Raw genomic sequence first — 23,323 nt, forward strand, 5'->3', positions numbered from 1 at the left:
TCATTCCACGTTCTGGATCTGCTCGCGGAACTGGTCGATGAACGACTTGAGGGAGAGCCCGAGGCGCGTGATCTCGATGTCGCTCGCCTTCGAGCAGATCGTATTGGCCTCCCGGTTGAATTCCTGGGAGAGGAAATCCAATTGACGCCCGGCCGGCTCCCCGGCGACCAGCAGCGCGCGGGCGGCCACGACATGGGCGCGCAGCCGGTCGAGTTCCTCCTGGATATCGGCCCGCGTCGCGATGAGCAGCACCTCCTGGGCGAGGCGCTGGGGATCGAGTTGCTCGGGCCGTTCGCCGAGTGCGGCGATCTGGCGCTCGAGGCGCGCCTTGATCCGCGCGCTGGAGCGGCCCGGGTGGTCGGTGATCTCGGCCACCAGCCCATCGACCCGGTCGATCAATCCACCGAGCACATTGGCCAGTTGGCGCCCCTCGGCGGCACGTGCGCCAACCAGGATGTCGAGAGCCTCCTCGAGCCCCGCGAGCACGCCGGTATTGAGCCGCGCCTCCAGTTCGGCATCGGCTTCCGCCTCGGCGAGTTCGAGCACGCCGCGCACGGCGAGGAGGTCACCGACGCTGATCGCGGTCACCTCGCCCGCCGTCCGGCGCACCTGCCGCGCGATCTCGATCGCCTGCTGCAAAACCGTCTGGTTCACCTTGAGGGCCTGACTGCCGCCCTCCTTGCGCAGGGTGAGCGTCAGGTTGCAATTGCCCCGCGCCAGCCTGCTGGAGCACATCGCGCGCACCTTCGACTCGAGCGATTCCAGGTTCTGGGGAAGGCGCAGGCGCACCTCGAGGTTGCGCCCATTGACGGAGCGAATCTCCCAACTCCAGCTGTAGCCCTCGATCGCGCCGGCCGTGCGCGCGAACCCCGTCATGCTCCTGAGCGCCATGGCCACCTCGGCTCGAATCCCGCGCCCATGGTGGGTCACGTTGCGCGGACCCTACCGGCACCGGACGCTGTCGCCAAGTATTCACGACGTGGACCCGGTGATCGGGAGAATGGCCGACGAGCGGCCCCTCGAGAAGGGGATCGACGGCTATTGCCGGGCGGGCTTTCGCACGGGTACCGGGAACGCATCACCGTCACTCGCGGAAACGACGGCCGGCTGCTGCCCCTCGCTGCTCGCCGGAGTGGTCACGGAAGCGTTGCCCGTGACGACGGCCGGCGTCGCACGCTGCTGACGCTCGATCTGGCGCCATCGTTCGACGTTACGGTTGTGCTCGGCGAGCGTGCGCGCGAACGCATGCCCACCGGTGCCGTCGGCGACGAAGAAGAGATCGTCGGTCGCCTCGGGATTGAGCACCGCCTCGATCGCCTCGCGACCCGGATTGCAGATCGGCGTCGGCGGCAGCCCGTCGATCTGGTAGGTGTTGTATGGCGTCGGCTTGTCGATCTCGCTTCGCCGGATGCCACGCCCGAGACCGCCGCGTCCGAGCGTGATGCCATAGATGATCGTCGGGTCCGATTGCAGACGCATTCCCTGACGCAGCCGGTTGACGAAGACGCCGGCAACGCGCCGCCGTTCATCGGCGCGTCCGGTCTCCTTCTCGACGATCGAGGCCAGAACGAGCGCCTCTTCCGGGCTCCGCAGCGGCAACCCCTCCTGGCGCTTGGCCCAGGCGCGTTGCAGGAAATCGGTCTGCTCGCTCACCATGCGTCCGAGCAGCTCCTGGCGCGGCGTGCCGCGCGAGAAGCGGTAGGTGTCCGGCAGCAGCGTGCCCTCGGCCGGGATCTCCGTGATCTCGCCCTTGAGCAGAGGCTCCTGGTTGAGGATCTCGACCACTTCGTAGCTCGTGCGCCCCTCCGGCACCGCCACCTTGTGGAGGATCGCCTTTCCCTCGACGAGCGTGTCGAGCACCTGGCGCACACTGGCGGCCTGCGGGAACTCGTACTCACCCGCCCTCAGTTTGCGCTGCGCCCGAAAGCGGATCACACCGAGCGTGAAGAGCCACTTGTCGCGCAGCACTCCCTCGCGCTGCAGGCGATCGGCGATGGCATTGACGCCGTCGCCCTTCGGAATGACGACGACCGTCGAATGGGGCAGCGGACCGGGTTTGTTGAACTGGTATTTCACGACCTGCTGAGCGACACCGATCGAGATCAGCGCCATGAGAAGGAAGGTGAGACTGCCACCGAGAAAGCCGATGAACCCGCCGGCGCGCCGGCCCCGCTGGCGACGCGACCTGCGGCGCGGTGGCTCGGGCGGCCGCGTCGGCTCGAGCACCTCGGCGGGACTGCGCGGCAGGATCCCATGCTCGAGGGCACCGACTCCTCTCGGTGAGTCGGGCCGTGGCGGCGCAACGCCCGAACTGCGTGACGCAAACCGAGTCATCTAGGCTCCCGACACCTGAGCGAGTCGATGGCCGAACACTAGCAAGAATTGTGGCCAGAGAAAGTGCAAAGCAGCCCCCGCCGCGAGCCGCCGGTGGTGGGGCGCACGAAGAAATCACGAAGTTGCGGCAACACCACGCAACGGGCTGCGAGCGACCTGCCGCCGCGGCTTTCCCGCTCCGCGAGGCGGTTCGACGCGGTTGGCTTCACGCCGCCCAGCGCCTGAGGACGAGTGACGCGTTCGTGCCACCGAACCCGAACGAATTCGACAATGCGATATCGATCCGGCGCTTGCGGGCCACGTGCGGGACGAGGTCGATACCAGTCTCGACCGACGGGTTCTCGAGGTTGAGCGTCGGCGGTGCCACCTGATCGCGTAGCGCCAGGGTTGTAAAAATCGCCTCGACCGCCCCAGCCGCTCCGAGCAGATGCCCGATCGCCGACTTGGTCGACGACATCGAGAGGTTCGAGGTGTCGTTGCCGAAGAGGCGTTCGACCGCCCGCAGTTCGATCTCGTCGCCCATCGGCGTCGAAGTGCCGTGCGCGTTGACGTAATCGATTTCGCTTGGAGAGACACCGGCACGCTTGACGGCCGCCTGCATACAGCGATACGCGCCATCGCCATCCTCGGCGGGAGCGGTGATGTGGTAGGCGTCCCCCGAGAGGCCATAGCCGATCACCTCGGCGTAGATCCGTGCGCCGCGCGCCTCGGCGTGTTCGAGCGCCTCGAGAACGACGGCCCCCGCCCCCTCGCCCATGACGAAACCATCACGGTCGCGGTCATAGGGGCGCGAGGCCTTCTCCGGGCGATCGTTGAAGCCGGTCGAGAGCGCCCTGCACGCGGCGAACCCGGCGATGGCGAGACGGCAAACCGGCGATTCGGTGCCGCCCGCGACCATGACGTCGGCATCTCCGAAGGCGATCAGCCGGGAGGCATCGCCGATCGCGTGCGCTCCGGACGAGCAGGCCGTGACGACGGCATGGTTGGGACCCTTGAAGCCGTGCCGGATAGAGACCTGTCCCGAGGCGAGATTGATGAGGCGGCCCGGAATGAAGAACGGACTGATCCGCCGGGGCCCCTTCTCGGCGAGCAGCAGCGCCGCCTGCTCGATCCCCTCGAGGCCACCGATACCGGAGCCAAAGAGCACACCCGCGCGTGCCTGTTCGTCCGGTGTCTCGGCACGGTAGGCGGCATCCTTGATCGCCTGCTCGGCGGCCGCCATTGCAAAGATGATGAAGTCGTCGACCTTGCGCTGCTCCTTGGGCTCCATCCAATCATCCGGATTGAATGTGCCCAGTTTGCCATCACCGCGCGGCACCTGACAGGCAATCTGACAGGCGAGGTCATCGACCTGGAAATTCGTCACACGTTTGGCCGCGCTGGCCCCGTCGAGAAGACGCGCCCACGTCTCTTCGACGCCGCAAGCCAGCGGCGAGACCATACCCAATCCTGTTACGACTACCCGGCGCATGATCTCGACCACACCCTCTCACGCCCCGGCGCCCTCGACGCCGCGAACCTCATCCGAACCCTACGCAAGCTCGATGAATGCACGCCCCGCGACCGGCCACAAGGCTGCGGGCGCGAAGGGCCCGCAACCGAGTGTCAGGACTTGGCGTTCTCGAGAAATCGCACCGCATCGCCCACGGTCTGGATGGTGTTGGCCGCCTCGTCCGGGATTTCGCACCCGAACTCCTCCTCGAACGCCATCACGAGTTCGACTGTATCGAGGCTGTCGGCGCCGAGATCGTCCAGGAAGCTGGCCTGCAGCGTCACCTTGTCGGCATCCACGCCCAAATGATCCACGACGATCTTTTTAACGCGGTCAGCAATATCGCTCATCTTTTCGCCTCGTGTTGAAGTGCTCGAATTCACAAGCCGGCATCGGATGAGCGGGATGCGGTTCCGACCGGCAGTCTCAGTTTGCCTCGGGCCTCTGTCCGGGTTGGCCGGCGCCACCGGCGTACGGGACGCCCCGGCCATGGCCGCGTTCATCCCGTCCGATCCGATCCGTCTGACTACACGCGCCCGAAGCCGAGCCGCAAGCGCGGTAGCACAGGGGCGACCGGGTTGGGAGTCTCTTTTCCACCCCTAGATCATGGCCATTCCGCCATTCACGTGAAGCGTCTGGCCGGTCACATAGCCCGCCTCCTCGCTCGCCAGGTAGAGGGCGGCGGCGGCCACGTCCTCGGGCTTGCCGAAGGTGCCGGAGGGGATGACCTGCGCGATCTGGGCGATCTGGGCCTCGTTCAGCGCATCGGTCATCGCCGTCTGGATGAAGCCGGGCGCGATGCAATTGGCCGTGATGCCGCGCGTTGCCACCTCGCGCGCGACGGACTTCGTCATGCCGATCATCCCGGCCTTGGAGGCTGCATAGTTCGCCTGCCCGGGATTGCCGATGACACCGCTGATCGAGGCGATGTTGACGATCCGCCCCCAGCGCCGCTTCATCATGTTGCGAAGCGCTCCCCGCACCAGTGTGAATGTCGACGTCAGATTGACCGCGATGACCCGGTCCCAATCCTCGTCTTTGAGCAGCATGGCCAGATTGTCACGCGTCAGGCCCGCGTTGTTGACCAGGATGTCGAGGTGGCCGAGCGCGGCCTCGGCCTCCTTGGGCAGCGCCGCGACGGCGGCCCGATCGGCGAGATCGCAGACCAGCACATGGGCCCGCTCGCCGAGTTCACCCGCCAACGCTTCCAGCTTGTCACGCTTCGTCCCCGAAAGCGCGACGGTCGCCCCGGCCGCGTGCAGCGTGCGCGCCACGGCGCCACCGATGCCGCCACTCGCCCCCGTCACCAGGGCGCCCTTGCCTTGAAGGCTGAACATGCCGCCATTTCCTCTTGCTGCCGGCAACGCCGGACCTCGTCTCGTGCTCGTCCTAGGTGGCCGCGATCGCCTCGCGCGCCGCAGCGAGATCGTCGGGCGTGCCGACCGACTGGGTCGACATTGCCCGCTCCGTCTGGCGCACGAGCCCGGCCAGCACCTTGCCGGCGCCAACCTCCAGCACGCTCGTCACACCCGCCGCCGCCATCGCGGCAACGCTCTCACGCCAACGCACGGTGCCGGTGACCTGCGCCACGAGATGCTGGCGGATCTCTTGCGCGGACCCGACCGGTCCAGCGAGCACGTTGGCAATGAGCGGCACGACCGGGTCCCGCATGCGCACCTTGTGCAGCGCATCGGACATGATGTCTGCGGCCGGGGCCATGAGCGAGCAGTGGAAGGGGGCACTGACCTTGAGGAGGATGGCCCGCCGGACGCCGAAATCCTTGGCCGCGGCGACAGCGCGCTCGACCGCAGCAAGGCTGCCCGAGACGACGACTTGCCCCGGCGCGTTGTCGTTTGCCACTTCGCAAACGCCACCCCCACTCGCGGCGTGCGCGGCGAGCGCGCGCGCCTGTGCGAGTTCGACCCCGAGTAGCGCGGCCATCGCCCCCTCACCGACCGGCACCGCGGCCTGCATGGCCCGCCCGCGCGTGCGCAAGAGCAGCGCTGCATCGCCGACCGTGAAGGTGCCCGCGGCCGCGAGAGCCGAATATTCACCGAGCGAGTGACCGGCAACGAACTTCACCTGGCGCGCCACATCGAGCCCGCATTCGCTCTCCAACACCCGCAAGGCCGCGAGCGAGACCGCCATCAGCGCCGGCTGTGCGTTCTGCGTCAACGTCAGCGTCTCTTCCGGACCGTCCCGCATCAGCTTGCTCAGCGGCTCGCCGAGCGCCGTATCGACCTCCTCGAATACCGTACGCGCGACCGCGAACGTGTCCGCGAGGGCCATGCCCATGCCGACCGCCTGACTCCCCTGGCCGGGAAACACCAACGCCAGCGTCATGACCGGTCCTCCGCGCCCTACCCATCACCCGATGCCTCATCCGCAGTGGCATCCGGAGCGCGACAGTGTCAAGCGCGCGCCCGCCCCTCCCGCCAAGCCTCTGTCGGTCCGAATCGGTGGCGACCGCACCAGATTTCTCTTGCGCGTCGGCACGCCCCGCGACTAAAAGCGCTCCTCCGCTTCGGTTGAGGGCTGAACGGATCCCGGACGCATGTTCGCGGATCCCGTGTCCTCGCTCTTTCGGGTCAACTTCTGGGCCAAGCATCGCGCACCGGCTCAAGGGAGGCTAGGCGCCGAAGCGACCACATCGAGAAGGGCCCAGACCATGCCGTTGTACGAGCATGTTTTCCTCGCTCGTCAGGACGTCTCGAACCAGCAGGTCGAGACCATGACGAAGGAGTTCCAGGCGATCATCGAAGGCGGCGGCGGCAAAGTCGCCAAGACCGAGCACTGGGGCGTCAAGTCCCTCGCCTATAAGATCAAGAAGAACCGCAAGGCGCACTACACGCTCCTCAACATCGAAGCCCCGCACGCCGCGGTCGCCGAGATGGAGCGTCAGATGAGCCTCAACAGCGACGTGCTGCGCTTCATCACCCTCAAGGTCGACAAGCTCGAGAGCGAGCCGAGCGCCATGATGCGCAAGAGCGACCGCGACGACCGCCGTGGTCCGCGTGGCGACCGCGGCGACCGTGGTGATCGCGGCGAGCGCCGGGGCGGTCGCGACGACCGTGGACCGCGTGGACCGCGCGGCGATCGCGGCCCCGAGCGCAGTGGTGAACGTGGCGCAGAGCGCAGTGGCGAACGCCGGTTCGAGCCGCGCCGCCGTGACGAGAGCGAGGTGACCGAGTGATGGATATCGCACAGCTTCCGGTCCGCCGGCCGTTCTTTCGCCGTCGCAAGACCTGCCCATTCTCTGGCGACAAGGCACCCGTGATCGACTACAAGGACGTGCGTCTTCTGCAGCGCTACATATCCGAGCGCGGCAAGATCGTGCCGAGCCGCATCACCGCCGTCTCCGCCAAGAAGCAGCGCGAACTGGCGCGCGCCATCAAACGGGCCCGCTTCCTCGGCCTCCTGCCCTACATCATCCATAGTTGACGTAGGCGGAGCAAAAATCTGCAACCGGGGCGGGGCGCCGGCTCGCCCGTCCCCGGAAACGCATGCACGAGCCGGCAGAGACCATTGGGTTGGCGGACCTCGCGTCCGCCTAACCGCCTGGGGCGGGACAGCATAACCATGGCGCAGGGCATCCTCATCGGGATCACGGCCGGCCTCGTGTCGGCCTTCATCTCCGTATTTCCGCTCCCGCTCTACATTGTCGGTTTCGGCTGGGGCCCGGGCGCCGCTCTCGCCGGTGCGCTGTCGGGCGCCCTCCTACTCCTGTCGGCTTCCGGCCCCCTTGCCGCCAGCGCCTATCTCGCGCTTTTTGCGCTTCCGGCGACGATCATCGTCTGGCTCCTGCGACCGCAAGGCGCGCCTCGCACCTCTCCCGACGACCTGTCACCGGCCGCGCCCCCCATCGACGACCGTCGCGCTGCCGGGCTTCGGGCCGGCCATGTGCTCGGCCTCGTCACGCTCCTTGGCGGGGCCGTCGCCGCTCTCGCCGTGTTCGCTCTCGGCAGCGACCTCGAGAGTTATCGCGGCGCCATCCGCGGCTGGCTCGACGAGGGCATGGCGAGCGACCTCGAGCAATTGACGGGCAAGGCGCTGAGTGGACCGGATCGCGACGAACTCGCCAACATCACGACCTTGACGTTCCCGACTGTCGCGGCGCTGACCTGGATGCTGGCCACCCTCTCGTGCGCATTTCTGGCGGCACTGATCGCGCGCGCCATGCGCCTCCTCCAAGGGGCCTGGCCCGACTTCGCGGAAATGGATCTCCACCCCCTGATGCCGCTCGCTTTCGGAGCTGCCCTGGCGGCGTTGTTCCTGCCGGATCTCGGGGGCATCATAGGCGGTGGTTTTGCGAGCGCGATGCTGGCCGGGCACGTGCTTCTCGGCCTCGCGATGGCGCACGGGGCAACGCGCGGCCTCTCCCAGCGCGCCTTCATTCTCGTTGCCGTCTACCTCGGCATCCTCCTGCTCGGGCGCATCGGCTTTTTCATCGTCGCGATCTTCGCGGTCGCCGAACCATTGCTGGGGCTGCGCGAGAGCGCGCGCCGGCGCCGACTGGGGAGGGGCCCGATATGAGCACGCGCACCGGTGCCCCGCAGTCCCTGCGACCGAGACCACCAACCCTGTAACAGTCGGTCGGATCGTCCTGAACGGCAGACCGACACACCCCAACGCTGGAACACCGACAAGAGGAGATCATCATGAAAGTCATCCTGCTCGAGCGCATCGCACGGCTCGGCCAGATGGGCGATACCGTCACCGTTCGCGACGGCTTTGCCCGCAACTACCTGTTGCCCCAGCAGAAGGCCATGCGGGCGACCGCCGACAACATGAAGCGCTTCGAGGGCCAGCGCGCCCAGCTCGAAGCCCGCAACCTCGAGCTGAAGCAGGAGGCGAGCGCCGTCGCCGCCAAACTCGAGGGCCAGAGCTTCATCGTGATCCGCCAGGCCGGCGACACCGGCCAGCTCTACGGCTCGGTCGCAACGCGCGACATCGCCGAGGTCGTCTGCGAGGGCGGCTATTCGATCAACCGCAACCAGGTCCAGCTCGACCGGCCGATCAAGGCCCTCGGCGTGCATGACCTCAAGATTCGCCTGCATCCCGAGGTCGAGGCCGCCATTCGCATCAACGTCGCACGGTCGCCCGAGGAAGCCGAGCGTCAGGCCCGGGGCGAGGACGTCTCCGTCATCCAGGACGATCTCGCCGACATCTTCGCGGAAGGCGGTGAGGACCTCTTCGAGGAAGGCGCCGAGCCGGGCGAGGAGCCGGGCGGCGACGAAGCGGCGTCCTGACGCCGGGCGGCACGCCGTCGGCCCGCGGACCCGTGCGATTCGCCGGGCTGGCAAGCGCCGAGCGGTCGCGACCGGGCGGGTTGCATGCACGCGTGTGCATTGCGGGGAGGAGCGGGCAGGAGAGGGGCGGGGCGATCCGACGAGCCGATCCCCTCCTCCCGAATCGCCCTAGCTTTCGAGCATGAGCACACCCCATCCCCAGACCGCCGGTGGCGCGCTGTCCGCCGGTGCCCTTCCCGCCAGCGCGGAGACACCCGCCTTCCGCCGGGCGCCACACAACATCGAAGCCGAGCAGGCCCTGCTCGGTGCGCTCTTGCGCAACAACGAGGCGCACGACCGCGTCTCGAGCTTCCTCAAGGCCGACCACTTCTACGAGCCCCTGCACGGGCGCATTTTCGATCTCATCAGCCAACTCGTCGGGGCCGGGAAATCAGCGAGCCCGATCACGCTCAAGACCTTCCTCGAGAGCGCCGAACCCGTCGGCGAACTCACGGTGCCGCAATATCTCGTGCGCCTCGTCGCAAGTGCCCCCGCGATCATCAACGTCGCCGAATACGGCCGCGCCATCTACGACCTCGCGGTCAGGCGCAGCCTCATCACCATCGGCGAGGACCTCGTCAACGTCGCCTACGATTCCCCCATCGAATTGCCGCCCGAGCGCCAGATCGAGGAGGCCGAATCGCGCCTCTACAGCCTCGCCGAGACGGGCAAGTACGGGCAGGGCTTCGAGAGCTTCAATCATGCCGTCAGTCAGGCCGTGGACATGGCGGCGGCGGCCTACCAGCGCGACGGCGGGCTTTCCGGCATCGCCACGGGACTGCGTGATCTCGATGCCAAGATGGGCGGCCTCCAGTCCTCGGACCTCATCATCCTCGCCGGCCGCCCGTCGATGGGCAAAACCTCGCTTGCAACCAACATCGCCTTCAACATCGCGCAGGCTTACCGTCCCGGCACCGACGGGTCCGGCCGTGCCGCGAACGGCGCCGTTGTCGGGTTCTTCTCCCTGGAAATGTCGTCCGAGCAGCTCGCCACCCGCATTCTGGCGGAGGCGGCCGAGGTGCCGTCCGAGAAGATCCGCCGTGGCATGATCGATTCCGACGAGTTCCAGCGCCTTTCCGGCGCGGCCAAGGCCATCTCCACGCTGCCACTCTACATCGACCAGACCGGCGGCCTCACCATCGCCCAGCTCGCCGCGCGCGCACGGCGCCTCAAGCGCCAGAAGGGCGTCGGCCTCCTCGTCGTCGACTACATCCAGCTCCTCTCGGGCTCCTCGCGCAGCCAGGCGGGTGGGCGCGTTCAGGAAATCACCGAGATCACCACCGGCCTCAAGGCGCTCGCCAAGGAGTTGCAGGTGCCGATCATCGCCCTCTCGCAGCTCTCGCGTCAGGTCGAGAGCCGCGAGGACAAGCGCCCGCAGCTCTCGGACCTGCGCGAATCCGGCTCCATCGAGCAGGACGCCGACGTGGTCATGTTCGTGTTCCGGGAGGAATACTATCTCGAGCGCACCGAGCCGCGCCCCGACGATCCCAAGTATGCGGAATGGCGCCAGAAACGCGAGGCCGTGCGCGGTCAGGCCGAGGTCATCATCGGCAAGCAGCGCCATGGCCCGACGGGAACGGTGGTGCTGCAGTTCGAGGGCGCGATCACGCGCTTCTCGGACCTTGCGCCCGGCGAGCGTTTGCCGCAGCGATACGAATAGCGATACCGGTGGCCCGATCGAAGGCCGCACATGTCGGAGGGTGAACTGAGCGCGAGCGGACACTCGAGCCCTTTGGGGATGACGAGCGCGGCGCCCGACGGCGGCACGACGGGTCGCAACGTGCCGTACCGCATGAGTGCGACGACCGGACGCGAGCTGGCGACCGTGCTCGCCGGCCTGCCCGCCCATGCCCCGGCCGCCATCGTGATCGATCGCGGCGCGCTGGTCGCCAACCATCGCTACCTCGCCGCATTGGCGCCGCGCACCGAAATCGCCCCGGTCGTCAAGGCGGACGGCTACGGCATCGGCGTGGCCGAGGTGGCGCGCGTGCTCGCCGGCGAGGGCGCGCGCACCTTCTTCGTTGCGACCCTCGAGGAGGCGATCGCCCTGCGCCGCCATTTGCACGCGGTGCTCGGCCCCGCGCGGCGCGCGGACATTCATGTTCTCGACGGGTTGCTGCCGGGATCGGGAGAGGCGTTCCGCGAGCATGGCTTGCGCCCGGTGCTTTCCTCGCCGGGCGAGGTCGAGGAATGGCTCTCGTGCTGCAGGCGCTGGGCGAGCCTCGAGCCCGCAGCGCTGCATGTCGACACCGGCATGACGCGACTCGGCCTGATGCCGAGTGAAGCGCTCGCCGCCGCCGCCGAGGGAGCGCTGAAGCCGGCCCTGCTGATGTCGCATTTCGCCTGCGCCGACGAGCCCTCGCACCCGCTCAACGGCGATCAGTCGCGCCGCTTTGCCTCCGTACGATCGGCCTTTGCCGGGGTGCCCGCCAGCCTTGCCAACTCGGCCGGTCTCCTCGCCCATCCGGCGAGCCATCTCGATGTGGCACGCCCGGGCTATGCGCTCTATGGCGGCAAGGCGGTCGCCCCCTCTGTCGGCCTCGGAACCATGGCGCCGGTGGTGCACGTCTTTGCACGCATCGCCCGGCTGCTCGAAACCGACGAGCCCGTGTGCGTCGGCTACGGAGCCGCGCAGAGCGTCCAACCGCGCCGCGTGCTCGCCACGGTGACCTTCGGATATGCCGATGGGCTCCTGCGCGGAGCGGGCTCGAGCAACCAGCGCGACGGCCACGCCGTCCACGTCGCGGGCCACCGCGCGCCGCTCGTCGGGCGCATTTCGATGGACCTCCTGGTGGCCGATGTGAGCGCGGTGCCCCGGGCGCTCTGCCAGCGTGGCGCCTGGGTGGAGATCGTCGGCCAGCATGCCACGATCGACGATCTCGCAAACCACGCCGGCACGATCGGCTACGAATTCCTGACCCGCCTTTCCCGTCGCATCCCCCGCGTCTGGATCGGCGGCGGCACGACCGGGGCGCAAGAAGCACTCCACGGCAGCCCGCCTGCACCGGAGGTCTGACGATGGCACGAGCCCGCACGAGCTTCGTCTGCCAGGAGTGCGGCGCGAGCCACACGCGCTGGGCCGGTCAATGCTCGGACTGCGGCGCCTGGAACAGCATCGTCGAGGAGGCAGCGGCCGCGACGGCCGTTCCGGGCGCCGGACAGCCTACGGGCAAGGGGCGGATCGTCACCCTCGAGAACCTCAAGGGCACGCCCGACGAGGCGCCGCGCATTCGCACCGGCATCGGCGAACTCGACCGGGTTACGGGCGGCGGCATCGTGCCGGGCTCGGCGTTCCTGGTCGGTGGCGAACCGGGCATCGGCAAGTCGACGCTCCTGCTGCAGGCCGCCGCCGCGATCGCAAAGGCAGGCCGCACGGCGATCTATTTCTCCGGCGAGGAGGCGACCGCGCAGGTGCGTCTGAGGGCCGAACGACTCGGCCTTGCCGACGCTCCCGTCATGCTCGCCGCCGAAACCAACCTCGCCAACATCATCGCCACCCTCGACAAGGTCCGCCGGGCCGACCTCGTCGTCATCGATTCCATCCAGACCCTCTGGAGTGATGGCCTCGAATCCGCGCCCGGCAGCGTCGCCCAGGTGCGCAGCGCCAGCCAACTCCTCATCCGCCACGCCAAGGCCTCCGGGGCCGCCCTCCTCCTCGTCGGTCACGTCACCAAGGAGGGGCAGATCGCTGGCCCCAAGGTCGTCGAGCACATGGTCGACACGGTGCTCTACTTCGAGGGTGACCGGGGTCGCCCCTTCCGCATCCTCAGGGCCGTCAAGAACCGCTTCGGCGCCACCGACGAGATCGGCGTCTTCGAGATGGCGCAGGAGGGCCTCCGGGAGGTGGCCAACCCGTCCGAGCTTTTCCTCGGCGAGCGCGACGCAACGAACCCGGGTGTGGCGGTCTTTGCCGGCGTCGAGGGCACGCGGCCAATCCTCGTGGAGGTCCAGGCTCTGGTCACGCCCTCGCGGCTCGGCACTCCTCGCCGGGCGGTGGTCGGTTGGGACGCCAGCCGTCTCGCCATGGTGCTCGCCGTTCTGGAGGCGCGCTGCCGGGTTCGGCTCGGTGGCCACGACGTCTACCTCAACATCGCGGGTGGGCTGCGCATCGGCGAGCCGGCCGCAGACCTCGCCGCGGCTGCCGCCCTCGTTTCGGCGGCGGCGGGTCGTCCGCTGGCTCCCGATTGCGTCTATCTCGGCGAAATCAGTCTTTCGGGCGGCCTCAGACCGGTCGGTCATGCCAATATCCGATTGAAAGAAGCACGCAAACTTGGTTTTAGATCGGCGGTGGTACCGGCAGGTGGCGAACTGGAAGGTGGCGGCTTCGATCTCGCGTTGCAGCGCCATGCCCGCCTTGCCGAAGCGATCGCGCCCATCCTTCCGGCGGGCGGCCTTCCCGATCGCGCCGAGGACGGGGGCGTTGACGATGATGGGGATGGCTAGGGTGCGTCACGCGACGGCCGCACCCCGTCGGTTTTGGAATCGTGCTAATCTGCCGGTCGCTGCACGCTGTGCGACGGTTGACCCGGCCTGCCTCCCGGCCCTGGTCGAGTTCCAGGCGGAGCGCATTGTCACTTGGCGTATAGAGGATCAGGCATGATCGGTCCGCTCACCTATCTGGATGTCGCCCTGCTCGGGCTCTGTCTGATTTCCGGGCTCCTGGCCATGGCCAGAGGCCTGACCCGCGAACTGCTCTCCATCGTCTCCTGGCTGCTCGCGGCGGCCGCGACCCTGTGGGTCGTGCGCAATCAAAAAGACCTTGCCGAGCAGCTGGCCGACCAGTTCTTCCAGTCGACGACCCTGTCGCTGATCGTCCTCGGCGCCGTGACCTTCATGCTGGTGCTGCTCATCGTGCACATCATCACCATCCGCTTCTCGGACACGATCCTCGAGAGCGGAATCGGATTGATCGACCGTGTGCTCGGTTTCGTATTCGGCGTTGCGCGCGGCTTCCTTCTCGTGGTGATCGCCTATCTGTTCTTCGAATTCCTCGTCGAGGAGAACAAGCAGCCGGTCTGGGTCAGCAAGTCGCAATCGCTGCCCTATATCAAGTCGACCGGTCACACCGTGCGGGCCATGCTGCAGGGCATCCTTCCGGAAGACTTCTCCATTCCAGGAATCGGGGACGGCAACAACGCTGGCGACCAGCAGGGGTGAGATCGTGGGCACGGCGCTCGTGGGCGCCGGAGCGGGGCCGGTTGAGGAGCTTATGATGGCTGAGGACGGCGGCAATCCCTGGCAATGCGGTGGCGCGGGCGCGGGCGCCACCAGCGCTGAGACGACGCCGCTTCGGGCAGAGGCCCGTGATCCCGCCTGGCTCGAGAGCTACGGCGACCGGCTGAGGGAGGAATGCGGCGTCTTCGGCGTCTTCAACGCCGATCAGGCCGCAGCGATTACCGCTCTCGGTTTGCACGCCCTCCAGCATCGCGGACAGGAGGCGGCCGGCATCGTCTCCTTCGACGGCGAGCGCTTCCATGCCGAACGCCGGCTCGGGCTGGTTGGGGAGAATTTCAACAATCAGGCCGTCATCGAAAAGCTCGCCGGCCGCGCGGCCATGGGGCACGTGCGCTATTCGACGACGGGAGAAACGGCGCTTCGCAACGTCCAGCCCCTCTTTGCCGAACTCGACTGCGGCGGCCTCGCCGTCGGCCACAACGGCAACCTCACCAATGCCCATACGCTGCGCACCCAGCTGATCGAGGCAGGGGCCATTTTCCATGCGACATCGGACAGCGAGGCGATCCTGCATCTCGTTGCCCAGAGCAATCGCCAGCGTCTCATTCCCCGTTTCATCGATGCGCTCGGCCAGCTCGAGGGAGCCTACGCCCTCGTTGCGATGACCGAAGAGATGCTGATCGGCGCGCGCGATCCACTCGGAATCCGCCCGCTCGTGCTCGGTCGGATGGGTGACGCTTGGGTGCTGGCCTCGGAAACCTGCGCTCTGGACATGGTCGGCGCCGCCTTCGTGCGCGAGGTCGAGAACGGCGAGATCGTGGTCATATCGCGCGACGGCATCGAGTCGCACCGCCCGTTCCCGAAACGCCAGCCGCGCCCCTGCATCTTCGAGTTCATCTATTTCGCCCGCCCCGATTCGATCGTCGGCGGGCGATGTGTTTACGACATGCGCAAGGCAATGGGGCGCGAACTCGCCATCGAGTCGCCAGCCCCCGGCGACGTGGTCATCCCGATCCCGGATTCGGGCGTCCCCGCTGCGATCGGATTTTCGCAGGCTGCCGACCTGCCGTTCGAACTCGGCATCATCCGTAACCACTACGTCGGTCGCACGTTCATCGAGCCGGAGCAGCGCATCCGCCAACTCGGCGTGCGCCTGAAACACTCCGCCAATCGCGGCGTGATCGAGGGCAAACGCGTCATCCTCATCGACGACAGCGTGGTGCGCGGGACGACATCGAAGAAGATCGTCGATATGATGTTCGAGGCGGGCGCCCGCGAGGTCCACATGCGGATCGCGTGCCCGCCGATCAAGCATCCCGATTTCTACGGCATCGACACGCCGAACCCCAAGGAACTGCTCGCCGCCTGCATGGACCTCGAGGCCATGTGCGCCTTCATGGGCGCAACCAGTCTGGCGTTCCTCTCGATCGACGGCATTTACCGCGGCCTCGGTCTCGGACGGCGCGATCCCGCACAGCCGCAGTTCACCGATCACTGCTTCACGGGTGATTATCCGACGCCATTGACCGACCAATGCGGTGTCGGCGGTCCGCGCCAGCTCTCGCTGCTGGCCGAAGCCAGCTGAGGGCCTGCACCCTGACGGGCGCCGTCAGCTTCTCGAAAAGGCTTGTCTGCCTGGGTCGGAAGGTGGCGGTGCTGGTTTTCGCGGCCGGCCCGCCTGCCCTGTCAACCAGCACAGGTGGTTATCGGGCACGCCACATTGCCAACGTTGCATAATCGTACCAAATACGGAGCATGTGGCGGGCCCGTCGGTTCCGCCGTGTCCCATGACCCGCGAGGGAGGACCACTTGAGATCATTCGCAATCGCCGTCTGTGCCGCCGCCGGCACACTCGCGCTCACGACCGGATCGGCCCTGGCCACCCAGATCAACACCGGTGGCGAGACCGGTGCCTATCACAGCCGCTTTTGTCCCGAACTCCGCAAACAGATGGCCAAGTCGGCATTCGAATTCGAGTGCGTGGCCTCGCAGGGCTCGCGCGAGAATATCCAGCGTGTCCTCGGCAATCCCGAGCAGATCGCCTACTCGCAGTTCGACGTCTATGCGCTGGAGCGCGAGATGACGGGCGGCGAGGAGACGCTGACCACGCTGCGCACCGATCTCGGGCGCGAGTGCGTGTTCATGGTGACCCGGAATCGCGACCTGACCAGCTACGGGGCGATCGCGAGCGTCGCCCCCGACCTCAAGTTCGTGCTGCCGCCCGAGCGGTCGGGCAGCGCCGCGACGTTCGAGTTCCTCCAGCAGATCGACCCGGACGGCTTGGCTCTCGCTCAGGACATCACGTATGCCGAGACCACGGACGCCGCCATCGAAGCTGCCCTCGCCGACGAGCGAACGGTGACGCTCTTCGTTCAGTTCCCCGACCCGAACAATCCGCGCTTCAAGGCCATCGACCAGGCCGAGGGCGTCTTCGTCCCGGTGCTCGACCGCAATATCCTGCGCCAGCAGATCAACGGCGAGAAGATCTACTATGCCCAGGAAACCGAGCTGACCAACCCGCGCTGGCACAAGGTCGGCACCGAGGTGGTGACGGCTTGCACGCCGATGGTGCTCTTCACGGGCGCATCGTCGCTCATCGAGGACGGCAACAAGCGGCGCGACCACGAAGACATGATCAAGACGGTGCGCGCCATCCCGGCCGAAGATCTGCAGCCGCGCGAAGGCCTCTTCCAGCGCATCTGGAAGAAGACCAAGGAGCTGTCGGCCCGCAGTGTCGAGCGCGCCATCCAGCTATCCGAGGACGCTCGCGAGGCGGCCGGCCCGACCTTGGACCGTGCCCGCGAGAAAGCGGGCGAGCTGGCCGACACCGCGCGCGAGAAGGGCGGTGAGCTTTGGCAGCAAGGCCGCGAGATGATCGACCGGGCCCGCGAGCAACTCCAGAACAACTCGCAGTAGGAACGGTGGAAACGGCCGGCCGGCGGCGGGCGAGCCGATCACCCGTCGGTGGCCGGTAATGTCCGCTCCGGCAGGCAGCGGCGAGAGCCGCGGGGACGTCGCCGGCTCCCACAATCCAGTGCGGCCCGCCTCGAGATCGGCGGACCACCTTGCCAGCCTCCACCGGGGATGATCGATGAGTGAACGGCTGGACGGTCGCATCGCCTTGGTGACGGGCGCCTCGCGTGGCATTGGGCGGGCCGTCGCGCTCGCTCTCGCCAAGTCCGGCGCCCATGTGGTGGCACTCGCGCGCACGCGCGGCGCGCTCGAGGAACTCGACGACGAGATTCGCACCGCGACCGGCCAATCGGCAACGCTCGTCACACTCAATCTGCGCAACGCCGAGATGGTGAACGCCCTCGGCCCGACCCTCTACCAGCGTTGGGGCCGGCTCGACATCCTCGTTGCCAACGCCGCCGTGCTCGGCCCCATCTCGCCGCTCGACCATATCTCGGACACCGACTGGATGGAGACGCTGGAAACCAACGTCACGGCGTCCTGGCGCCTGATCCGCACCCTGGACCCGCTCCTCAAACGCTCACCGGCCGGCCGCGTGGTGATGGTCACCTCGGGCGCCGTCGACCGTTGTCCGGCCTTCTGGGGCCCCTACAGCGTCTCCAAAGCGGCCCTCGAGGCGCTTGCCCGCACCTACGCCGCCGAGGTCGCCAACACGGCCATCCGCGTCAACTTGCTCAATCCGGGCCCGATCGCGACACGTATGCGGGCAAAGGCGTTTCCGGGCGAGGACCCGGCCACGCTGCCGGCACCCGAAGCGGTCGCCCCGCTCTTTCTCGAGCTTGCGAGTTCAACTTGCACGAGCAACGGAAAGCGCTACGACTTCAAGCCCCACTGAACAGTGGCGGGTCGGCGGAAAAGCCGACTGAACGCTTGTCAAGCCGGCCCGGAGCATTGTTTCTCCGGCCATCTGGCGATATAAGCCGCTCGCCGGGCGCAGACACCCTTGGAGGCACCCCCGGCCATGGAGGGGCGCGTGGCGTTGAGAGGCCAAGCGACCCCATTTTCTATTGGAGAACGCAATGGTCGACGCCATCGAATTGAAGGCCACGGCGCGCAAGCTTGGCGGCAAGGGGGCCGCAAAGCAGATTCGCCGCAAAGGTCTCGTCCCCGCCGTGGTCTACGGCGACAAGAAAGCCCCCGAGCCCGTCGTGCTCGAATACATGCCCATCAAGAAGCAATACGACACGGGCCACTTTCTTTCGACGATTTACACGCTCGACGTCGACGGCAAGTCGGTGCGCGTGCTGCCGCGCGAGATCCAGCTGGACCCCGTCCGCGATTTCATCATCCACGTCGACTTCCTTCGCGTCTCCAAGGATTCCGCCATCACCGTCTACGTCCCGGTGAAGTTCCTCAACGAGGACAAGTGCCCCGGCTTGAAGCGCGGCGGCGCGCTCAACGTCGTGCGCCACGAGGTCGAGCTGATCTGTCCGGGCGACCGCGTTCCCGACTTCATCGAGGTCAATCTGGAAGGCGTCGAAATCGGCCATTCGGTGCACATTTCCGCGGTCAAGCTGCCGGAGGGAACCAAGCCCACCATCGCCGACCGGGACTTCACGATCGCCACGATCGCCGGTGCTGGTGGTGGTGAGCAGAAGGCCGAAGGCGAGGAGCCGGAGGCGTCCTGATCGGCGACCGGCCGACGTCTTGCGCGAGTGGCTCCGGGGTGGGCGGTCGAACGGCCCGCCCCGCCCGCTCGGTGCGCATCTGACGACGACCGCCATTCTGGTGCCGGCCTCGAACCGCGAGCAGGACGGGAGACGCTGCGATGAAGCTCATCGTCGGCCTCGGCAACCCAGGCCCGAAATATGCCCGCAACCGTCACAACATCGGGTTCCTCGCCGTCGAGGAGATCCATCGCGCCAACGGTTTCTCTCCCTGGAGGAAGAAATTCCAGGGAGAGATCGCGGAAGGCACGATCGCGGGCGCCCGCTGCCTGCTCCTCAAACCGCAGACCTACATGAACGAATCCGGCCGCTCCGTGGGCGAGGCCATGAGATTCCACAAGATCGTCCCCGCGGACGTGATCGTGCTGCACGACGAACTCGATCTTGCCCCCGGTAAGCTCCGCGCCAAGCTCGGTGGCGGCAACGCGGGGCACAATGGCCTGCGCTCGATATCGGCACACATCGGCGCGGATTTCTGGCGCGTCAGGCTGGGCATCGGCCATCCGGGCCGCAAGGAGCTGGTGCAGCCCTGGGTGCTCGGCGATTTCGCCAAGGCCGACGAGGTCTGGTTGACGGAAATGCTCAGCGCCATCGCCGGCGCCGCTCGGCATTTGGCCGCCGGCGATACCAACCGCTTCATGACGGCCGTCGCCGAGGCAACACGCGGTGAGGCGCCACAGGAGCGGACCGAGGCGAGCCCCGCAGGCGCAGGTAGACCCGCCCCGACATCCAAACAGGCAACCGCCACGCCCGCCCTGAACCCACGCGGCGACGCCGCCGCCGGCCGAGCTCTCCCACCCACAGCGCCCGCCCCCCGCGAGGGGCCGCGAAAGTGGGACATGGTTGCCCGCCACACCCCGGATGGCGAGAGCAAGGCCGGTTCGGACCGGCAAGGCTCCGAGCCGGGCGGGGCGGCTCCAGCTGCGCATGAACCGTCACCTTCGGCTTCCCCCGACGATGGCACCTCCGACATTTCATCCACCGACGCGCCCGACGCTGGCGGCGCCACGACGCCCAACCCGCCCGGCAGCCTCGGGGATCAGCTTCGGGCATGGCTGAAACGCGGCTCCCCAAAGACCTGAGCATCGCGGCGAGCACGACAAAAGGGACACCCTGATGGGCTTCAAGTGCGGCATCGTCGGCCTGCCGAACGTCGGCAAGTCGACCCTCTTCAATGCCCTGACACAGACGGCAGCGGCGGAAGCGGCGAACTATCCGTTCTGCACCATCGAACCGAACATCGGCGACGTGCCCGTCCCGGACGCGCGCCTCGAGAGGCTCGCCGCGATCGCCCACTCGGCCCAGATCATCCCGACGCGCTTGACGTTCGTCGACATCGCGGGACTCGTCAAAGGGGCCTCGAAGGGCGAAGGGCTCGGCAACCAGTTCCTCGCCAACATTCGCGAGGTCGACGCGATCGCCTATGTGCTGCGCTGCTTCGTTGACGAGGATGTGACGCACGTCGAAGGGCGCATCGACCCCATCGCGGACGCCGAGATCGTCGAAACCGAGCTGATGCTGGCCGACCTCGAAAGCCTCGAGCGCCGACGGCCGGCCCTCGAAAAGCGCGCCAAGGCCACAGACCGCGCCGGCAAGGAGGCCAAGGAGGCGCTCGCCCTGATCGATCGGGTGCTGCCGGTGCTCGCCGATGGCCGCCCTGCGCGCTCGCTGGATGTGGCGAATGAGGAAGAGGCGGCCTTCCGCCAGCTCCAGCTGCTGACGGCAAAGCCGGTACTCTACGTCTGCAACGTCGAGGAAGCCGCCGCGGCAACCGGCAATGCCATGTCCGATGCGGTCGCAGAGCGCGCCCGCGCGGAGGGGGCAGGCTGTGTGGTCATTTCGGCTCGCATCGAGGCCGAGGTGGCCGGGCTCTCGCCCGAGGAGCGCGACGAATATCTCGCCGAGTTGGGGCTGGCGGAACCGGGCCTCAACCGGCTCATTCGCACCGGCTACGAGCTGCTGGGCCTCGTGACATACTTCACGGTCGGCCCGAAAGAGGCGCGCGCCTGGACGATCACCAAGGGCACCACCGCGCCCAAGGCGGCCGGCGTCATCCACACCGACTTCGAAAAGGGCTTCATCCGCGCCGAGACCATCGCCTACGACGTCTATGTTTCGCTCGGGGGCGAGCAGGCCGCCAAGGAAGCCGGCAAGATGCGCCTGGAAGGCAAGGACTACGTCGTCGCCGACGGCGACGTGATGCATTTCCGCTTCAACACCTGAAGGATCACGGCAACAGACTGCGCAAAACCGCGTCCGATGTATCGCTTCGGAGCAGCGTCAATGGTTCATTGAGCACATTCGGCGAATCCTCCAGCCCCTGGGGCAGGAAGACGGGCGACTCGATGACCATGACCGCAGAACTCGGGTGGACGGCGCTTGGGCGTGCGGCTTGGCCGTGCCGCCGACGGGCGCTCGCAGCCGCACTCACTTGCGCGCTGCTCCTGGTTGCGCAACCGCGCACTGCGCACGCCCTCGAGGATTTTTCTCTCGTCAAACCCGCCACGGCCACCGCGGTCGCCCCGGCGGAACCGGCACCTGCTGCCGCCCGCGAACCGGAACGCGCGGCACTCGCCGTCGTCACGTTGCGCCCGAGCTTCGTGCCCGAGGTCGCCGCGAGCATGCGAAGGGTTTCCTTTGCCTCTCTCGGGCCGACGACGGCCCTCGCCTCGAGGAGCGACGTCGAGGTCGTCACCGAAGGCGCCTCCCCGGCCGTGGTGACGAGCCATCCCGGCGCCCCGCTCGAAGCGAACGCTGCGCCGGGCATCGCGGGTCGAGGCTCCGAGCCGATCGATGGACACCCGGCCGAGGAAGGCCTCGAGCGGGCACCGGCGGCGGCGCCCGAGCCGGCCATCGAATCCGTCGACCGAATGCCGGACGATGGCGAGGTGATCACCATCGTGCTCGTCGGCGACACTGGTTTCAACGCACACCAGGCCGCCGTGCGCGCCGACCGCACCGCCAAACACGGCCGCACCCTCACCTGGGAGCAGACGACCCGCTACGTTGCGCCTCTGCTGACGGGCGAACTCGCCTTTGCCAACATCGAGACCGTGGTAACGGACCGAAACGACCTGCCCGCCAATCCCAAGACCTTCAACTTCCGCAGCCATCCCGCCTCGCTCGAACACCTCGCACGGATCGGCTTCAATCTCTTCTCGCTCGCCAACAACCATGCCGGCGATTACGGGCGTCGCGGCGTGCTCGAAACGCTGCGGCACACCGAAGCGCTCGCCCCGCTCGGCGTCAAGGCGACCCCCGGCCTCGGCCGGAACCACTCCGAGGCGATGGCTCCGGATCTTTTCTCGGTCGGCGAAACGCGCTTTGCCATGAGCGCGCTCGGGATCGGAGGAGCCGCCATCGCCTCCAAGCGCGGCGCCGACGAGAGCCCCGGCCAGCTGAACATCCACAACGAACACGACTACCACGACGCGATCGAGGCATTGGCGGCAGCCCCCTCCGATTACCGTATTCTTTCCATGCACTACGGCATCGAGCTGGAAAACTCCCCCTCCTCCTTCCAGATCAACCGCTGGCGGGAGGAGACCCTCAAGGCACGCGACATCGACCTCATCGTCGGCCACCACGCGCACGTGCCACAGGGGATCGAATTGACCGAGGGAAAGCTGATCTTCTACGGGCTCGGAAATTTCCTCCACCCCGGCACGGCCAACATGTCCGGCAAGGGCCGCTGCAAGGACTGGGGCATTCTCGCACGCGTGCACCTGCTGCGTCGGCCGGACGGGCGCGTCACCGCCGAGGCCGTGGAAGTCATTCCCCTCCGGGACACGCATCTCCAGCCGAGGCCGCTTTCACCGCGCGAAGCGCATCTCAGGATCGCCGCTCTCAACGGCATGTCGCGCCACCTCGACAGGGCGGCGGCAGGCTCGCGCGGCGTGCGTTTTGCTGCCTTGCCCGACGGTCGCGGCCTTTATTGCAGGACACCGAGCGCGGAGCTTCCTGGCCGTCTCGCCGCCCTCTGCGCCGAGCACGAGGAAGCACTGGCGCGCAGCAAGGGCGCCATTCCGGTTGCCGCATGCTCGGGACCGGTGCGTAACCTGCCACCCCCGAGCCCCGCCGTCGCGAGCCTCACGAAACCATCCGATGACGTGGAGGAATCAGCCAGCCCGGGGCGTAGTGAGCGCGCCACGACGCGACCTTCGAGAGCCGAGCGCGTCACGCCCTCCGAGCGCCGCAAGTCCGAACGCAGAGCCCGTCGCCAACGCGAGGCTGGCACAGGCCGGCGCAAGCCCAACGCTGCTCGAGGGCTCGAGGGCTGGGGAGGCGGCGATCCGTTCCGTGCGTCGGGGCGGCTTCCGCAATGAGCAGAACTCGCCCCGACACGAGGGTGCGGGGCGCCATGGCGCGCGCCGCTGCGGCCGTCGTCAGCGCCC

At 67.6% G+C, this 23,323-nt stretch carries 21 protein-coding genes; 15 read left to right on the top strand and 6 right to left on the bottom strand.

What is annotated here, in order from left to right; all coding sequences use genetic code 11:
* From GC150_12040 to fabD, 6 genes are all read right to left on the bottom strand, one after another.
* Window positions 1-891 (bottom strand): YicC family protein, encoded by an 891-nt coding sequence (locus GC150_12040; protein ID MBI1385631.1) that lies wholly within the window; start codon window positions 889-891, stop codon window positions 1-3.
* A gap of 147 nt (window positions 892-1,038) precedes the next feature.
* Window positions 1,039-2,334 carry an endolytic transglycosylase MltG gene (gene mltG, locus GC150_12045; GenBank protein MBI1385632.1) on the bottom strand — a complete coding sequence of 432 codons (1,296 nt, stop codon included), beginning with the start codon at window positions 2,332-2,334 and terminating at the stop codon, window positions 1,039-1,041.
* Between the two features lie 205 nt (window positions 2,335-2,539).
* Window positions 2,540-3,805, bottom strand: coding sequence for a beta-ketoacyl-ACP synthase II (fabF, locus tag GC150_12050; GenBank protein ID MBI1385633.1), 1,266 nt, complete (start codon window positions 3,803-3,805; stop codon window positions 2,540-2,542).
* Window positions 3,806-3,939: 134 nt separating this feature from the next.
* Entirely contained in the window at window positions 3,940-4,176 is a 237-nt protein-coding gene (locus GC150_12055) for an acyl carrier protein (protein MBI1385634.1), read from the bottom strand.
* A 249-nt stretch (window positions 4,177-4,425) separates the two neighbouring features.
* Window positions 4,426-5,163, bottom strand: coding sequence for a 3-oxoacyl-[acyl-carrier-protein] reductase (fabG, locus tag GC150_12060; protein MBI1385635.1), 738 nt, complete (start codon window positions 5,161-5,163; stop codon window positions 4,426-4,428).
* 52 nt (window positions 5,164-5,215) lie between these two features.
* Window positions 5,216-6,169, bottom strand: a complete 954-nt coding sequence (gene fabD / locus GC150_12065) for an ACP S-malonyltransferase (protein ID MBI1385636.1) — start codon at window positions 6,167-6,169, stop codon at window positions 5,216-5,218.
* A 325-nt stretch (window positions 6,170-6,494) separates the two neighbouring features.
* Between fabD and GC150_12070 the strand changes: the two genes are divergently transcribed.
* The 15 genes from GC150_12070 (at window position 6,495) to GC150_12140 (ending at window position 23,254) form a co-directional block, all read left to right on the top strand.
* Window positions 6,495-7,019 (top strand): 30S ribosomal protein S6, encoded by a 525-nt coding sequence (locus GC150_12070; GenBank protein ID MBI1385637.1) that lies wholly within the window; start codon window positions 6,495-6,497, stop codon window positions 7,017-7,019.
* Window positions 7,016-7,267, top strand: a complete 252-nt coding sequence (gene rpsR, locus GC150_12075; protein MBI1385638.1) for a 30S ribosomal protein S18 — start codon at window positions 7,016-7,018, stop codon at window positions 7,265-7,267. The genes GC150_12070 and rpsR overlap by 4 nt, the downstream gene beginning before the upstream one ends.
* 138 nt (window positions 7,268-7,405) lie before the next feature.
* On the top strand, window positions 7,406-8,359 hold the full coding sequence (locus GC150_12080; protein MBI1385639.1) for a hypothetical protein: 954 nt from the start codon (window positions 7,406-7,408) through the stop codon (window positions 8,357-8,359).
* 125 nt (window positions 8,360-8,484) lie between these two features.
* Entirely contained in the window at window positions 8,485-9,075 is a 591-nt protein-coding gene (locus tag GC150_12085; protein ID MBI1385640.1) for a 50S ribosomal protein L9, read from the top strand.
* Window positions 9,076-9,256: 181 nt separating this feature from the next.
* Window positions 9,257-10,774, top strand: a complete 1,518-nt coding sequence (locus tag GC150_12090; protein ID MBI1385641.1) for a replicative DNA helicase — start codon at window positions 9,257-9,259, stop codon at window positions 10,772-10,774.
* Between the two features lie 30 nt (window positions 10,775-10,804).
* The gene (gene alr, locus GC150_12095) at window positions 10,805-12,130 is read left to right on the top strand and encodes an alanine racemase (GenBank protein ID MBI1385642.1); all 1,326 of its coding nucleotides are present in this window, start codon (window positions 10,805-10,807) and stop codon (window positions 12,128-12,130) included.
* A 2-nt stretch (window positions 12,131-12,132) separates the two neighbouring features.
* On the top strand, window positions 12,133-13,557 hold the full coding sequence (radA, locus tag GC150_12100; GenBank protein ID MBI1385643.1) for a DNA repair protein RadA: 1,425 nt from the start codon (window positions 12,133-12,135) through the stop codon (window positions 13,555-13,557).
* A gap of 153 nt (window positions 13,558-13,710) precedes the next feature.
* Window positions 13,711-14,271 (top strand): CvpA family protein, encoded by a 561-nt coding sequence (locus GC150_12105; protein MBI1385644.1) that lies wholly within the window; start codon window positions 13,711-13,713, stop codon window positions 14,269-14,271.
* A gap of 55 nt (window positions 14,272-14,326) precedes the next feature.
* The gene (locus GC150_12110; protein MBI1385645.1) at window positions 14,327-15,874 is read left to right on the top strand and encodes an amidophosphoribosyltransferase; all 1,548 of its coding nucleotides are present in this window, start codon (window positions 14,327-14,329) and stop codon (window positions 15,872-15,874) included.
* Between the two features lie 224 nt (window positions 15,875-16,098).
* On the top strand, window positions 16,099-17,205 hold the full coding sequence (locus GC150_12115) for a hypothetical protein (GenBank protein MBI1385646.1): 1,107 nt from the start codon (window positions 16,099-16,101) through the stop codon (window positions 17,203-17,205).
* A gap of 175 nt (window positions 17,206-17,380) precedes the next feature.
* Entirely contained in the window at window positions 17,381-18,097 is a 717-nt protein-coding gene (locus GC150_12120; GenBank protein MBI1385647.1) for an SDR family NAD(P)-dependent oxidoreductase, read from the top strand.
* A 184-nt stretch (window positions 18,098-18,281) separates the two neighbouring features.
* Window positions 18,282-18,890: a 50S ribosomal protein L25/general stress protein Ctc gene (locus tag GC150_12125; GenBank protein MBI1385648.1), complete on the top strand. Its 609-nt coding sequence runs from the start codon at window positions 18,282-18,284 to the stop codon at window positions 18,888-18,890.
* 140 nt (window positions 18,891-19,030) lie between these two features.
* The gene (locus tag GC150_12130; protein MBI1385649.1) at window positions 19,031-20,011 is read left to right on the top strand and encodes an aminoacyl-tRNA hydrolase; all 981 of its coding nucleotides are present in this window, start codon (window positions 19,031-19,033) and stop codon (window positions 20,009-20,011) included.
* Between the two features lie 34 nt (window positions 20,012-20,045).
* A complete protein-coding gene (gene ychF / locus GC150_12135; GenBank protein MBI1385650.1) occupies window positions 20,046-21,152 on the top strand; it encodes a redox-regulated ATPase YchF in 1,107 nt (368 codons plus the stop codon).
* A gap of 122 nt (window positions 21,153-21,274) precedes the next feature.
* Window positions 21,275-23,254, top strand: a complete 1,980-nt coding sequence (locus GC150_12140; GenBank protein MBI1385651.1) for a hypothetical protein — start codon at window positions 21,275-21,277, stop codon at window positions 23,252-23,254.
* The last annotated feature ends 69 nt before the right edge of the window (window positions 23,255-23,323 follow it).

The sequence above is a fragment of the Hyphomicrobiales bacterium genome, assembly GCA_016125495.1.
Taxonomy (GTDB): domain Bacteria; phylum Pseudomonadota; class Alphaproteobacteria; order Rhizobiales; family RI-29; genus RI-29.

Bases quoted from the DNA above. Each gene is read 5' to 3' on its own strand.
- GC150_12105 (MBI1385644.1), top strand. From the start codon at position 13,711: ATGATCGGTCCGCTCACCTATCTGGATGTCGCCCTGCTCGGGCTCTGT.
- GC150_12110 (MBI1385645.1), top strand. From the start codon at position 14,327: ATGGCTGAGGACGGCGGCAATCCCTGGCAATGCGGTGGCGCGGGCGCG.
- GC150_12120 (MBI1385647.1), top strand. From the start codon at position 17,381: ATGAGTGAACGGCTGGACGGTCGCATCGCCTTGGTGACGGGCGCCTCG.
- GC150_12140 (MBI1385651.1), top strand. From the start codon at position 21,275: ATGACCATGACCGCAGAACTCGGGTGGACGGCGCTTGGGCGTGCGGCT.
- GC150_12055 (MBI1385634.1), bottom strand. From the start codon at position 4,176: ATGAGCGATATTGCTGACCGCGTTAAAAAGATCGTCGTGGATCATTTG.
- fabG (MBI1385635.1), bottom strand. From the start codon at position 5,163: ATGTTCAGCCTTCAAGGCAAGGGCGCCCTGGTGACGGGGGCGAGTGGC.
- fabF (MBI1385633.1), bottom strand. From the start codon at position 3,805: ATGCGCCGGGTAGTCGTAACAGGATTGGGTATGGTCTCGCCGCTGGCT.
- fabD (MBI1385636.1), bottom strand. From the start codon at position 6,169: ATGACGCTGGCGTTGGTGTTTCCCGGCCAGGGGAGTCAGGCGGTCGGC.
- GC150_12070 (MBI1385637.1), top strand. From the start codon at position 6,495: ATGCCGTTGTACGAGCATGTTTTCCTCGCTCGTCAGGACGTCTCGAAC.
- alr (MBI1385642.1), top strand. From the start codon at position 10,805: ATGTCGGAGGGTGAACTGAGCGCGAGCGGACACTCGAGCCCTTTGGGG.
- GC150_12125 (MBI1385648.1), top strand. From the start codon at position 18,282: ATGGTCGACGCCATCGAATTGAAGGCCACGGCGCGCAAGCTTGGCGGC.
- mltG (MBI1385632.1), bottom strand. From the start codon at position 2,334: ATGACTCGGTTTGCGTCACGCAGTTCGGGCGTTGCGCCGCCACGGCCC.
- GC150_12085 (MBI1385640.1), top strand. From the start codon at position 8,485: ATGAAAGTCATCCTGCTCGAGCGCATCGCACGGCTCGGCCAGATGGGC.
- radA (MBI1385643.1), top strand. From the start codon at position 12,133: ATGGCACGAGCCCGCACGAGCTTCGTCTGCCAGGAGTGCGGCGCGAGC.
- GC150_12080 (MBI1385639.1), top strand. From the start codon at position 7,406: ATGGCGCAGGGCATCCTCATCGGGATCACGGCCGGCCTCGTGTCGGCC.
- GC150_12130 (MBI1385649.1), top strand. From the start codon at position 19,031: ATGAAGCTCATCGTCGGCCTCGGCAACCCAGGCCCGAAATATGCCCGC.
- ychF (MBI1385650.1), top strand. From the start codon at position 20,046: ATGGGCTTCAAGTGCGGCATCGTCGGCCTGCCGAACGTCGGCAAGTCG.
- GC150_12090 (MBI1385641.1), top strand. From the start codon at position 9,257: ATGAGCACACCCCATCCCCAGACCGCCGGTGGCGCGCTGTCCGCCGGT.
- GC150_12040 (MBI1385631.1), bottom strand. From the start codon at position 891: ATGGCGCTCAGGAGCATGACGGGGTTCGCGCGCACGGCCGGCGCGATC.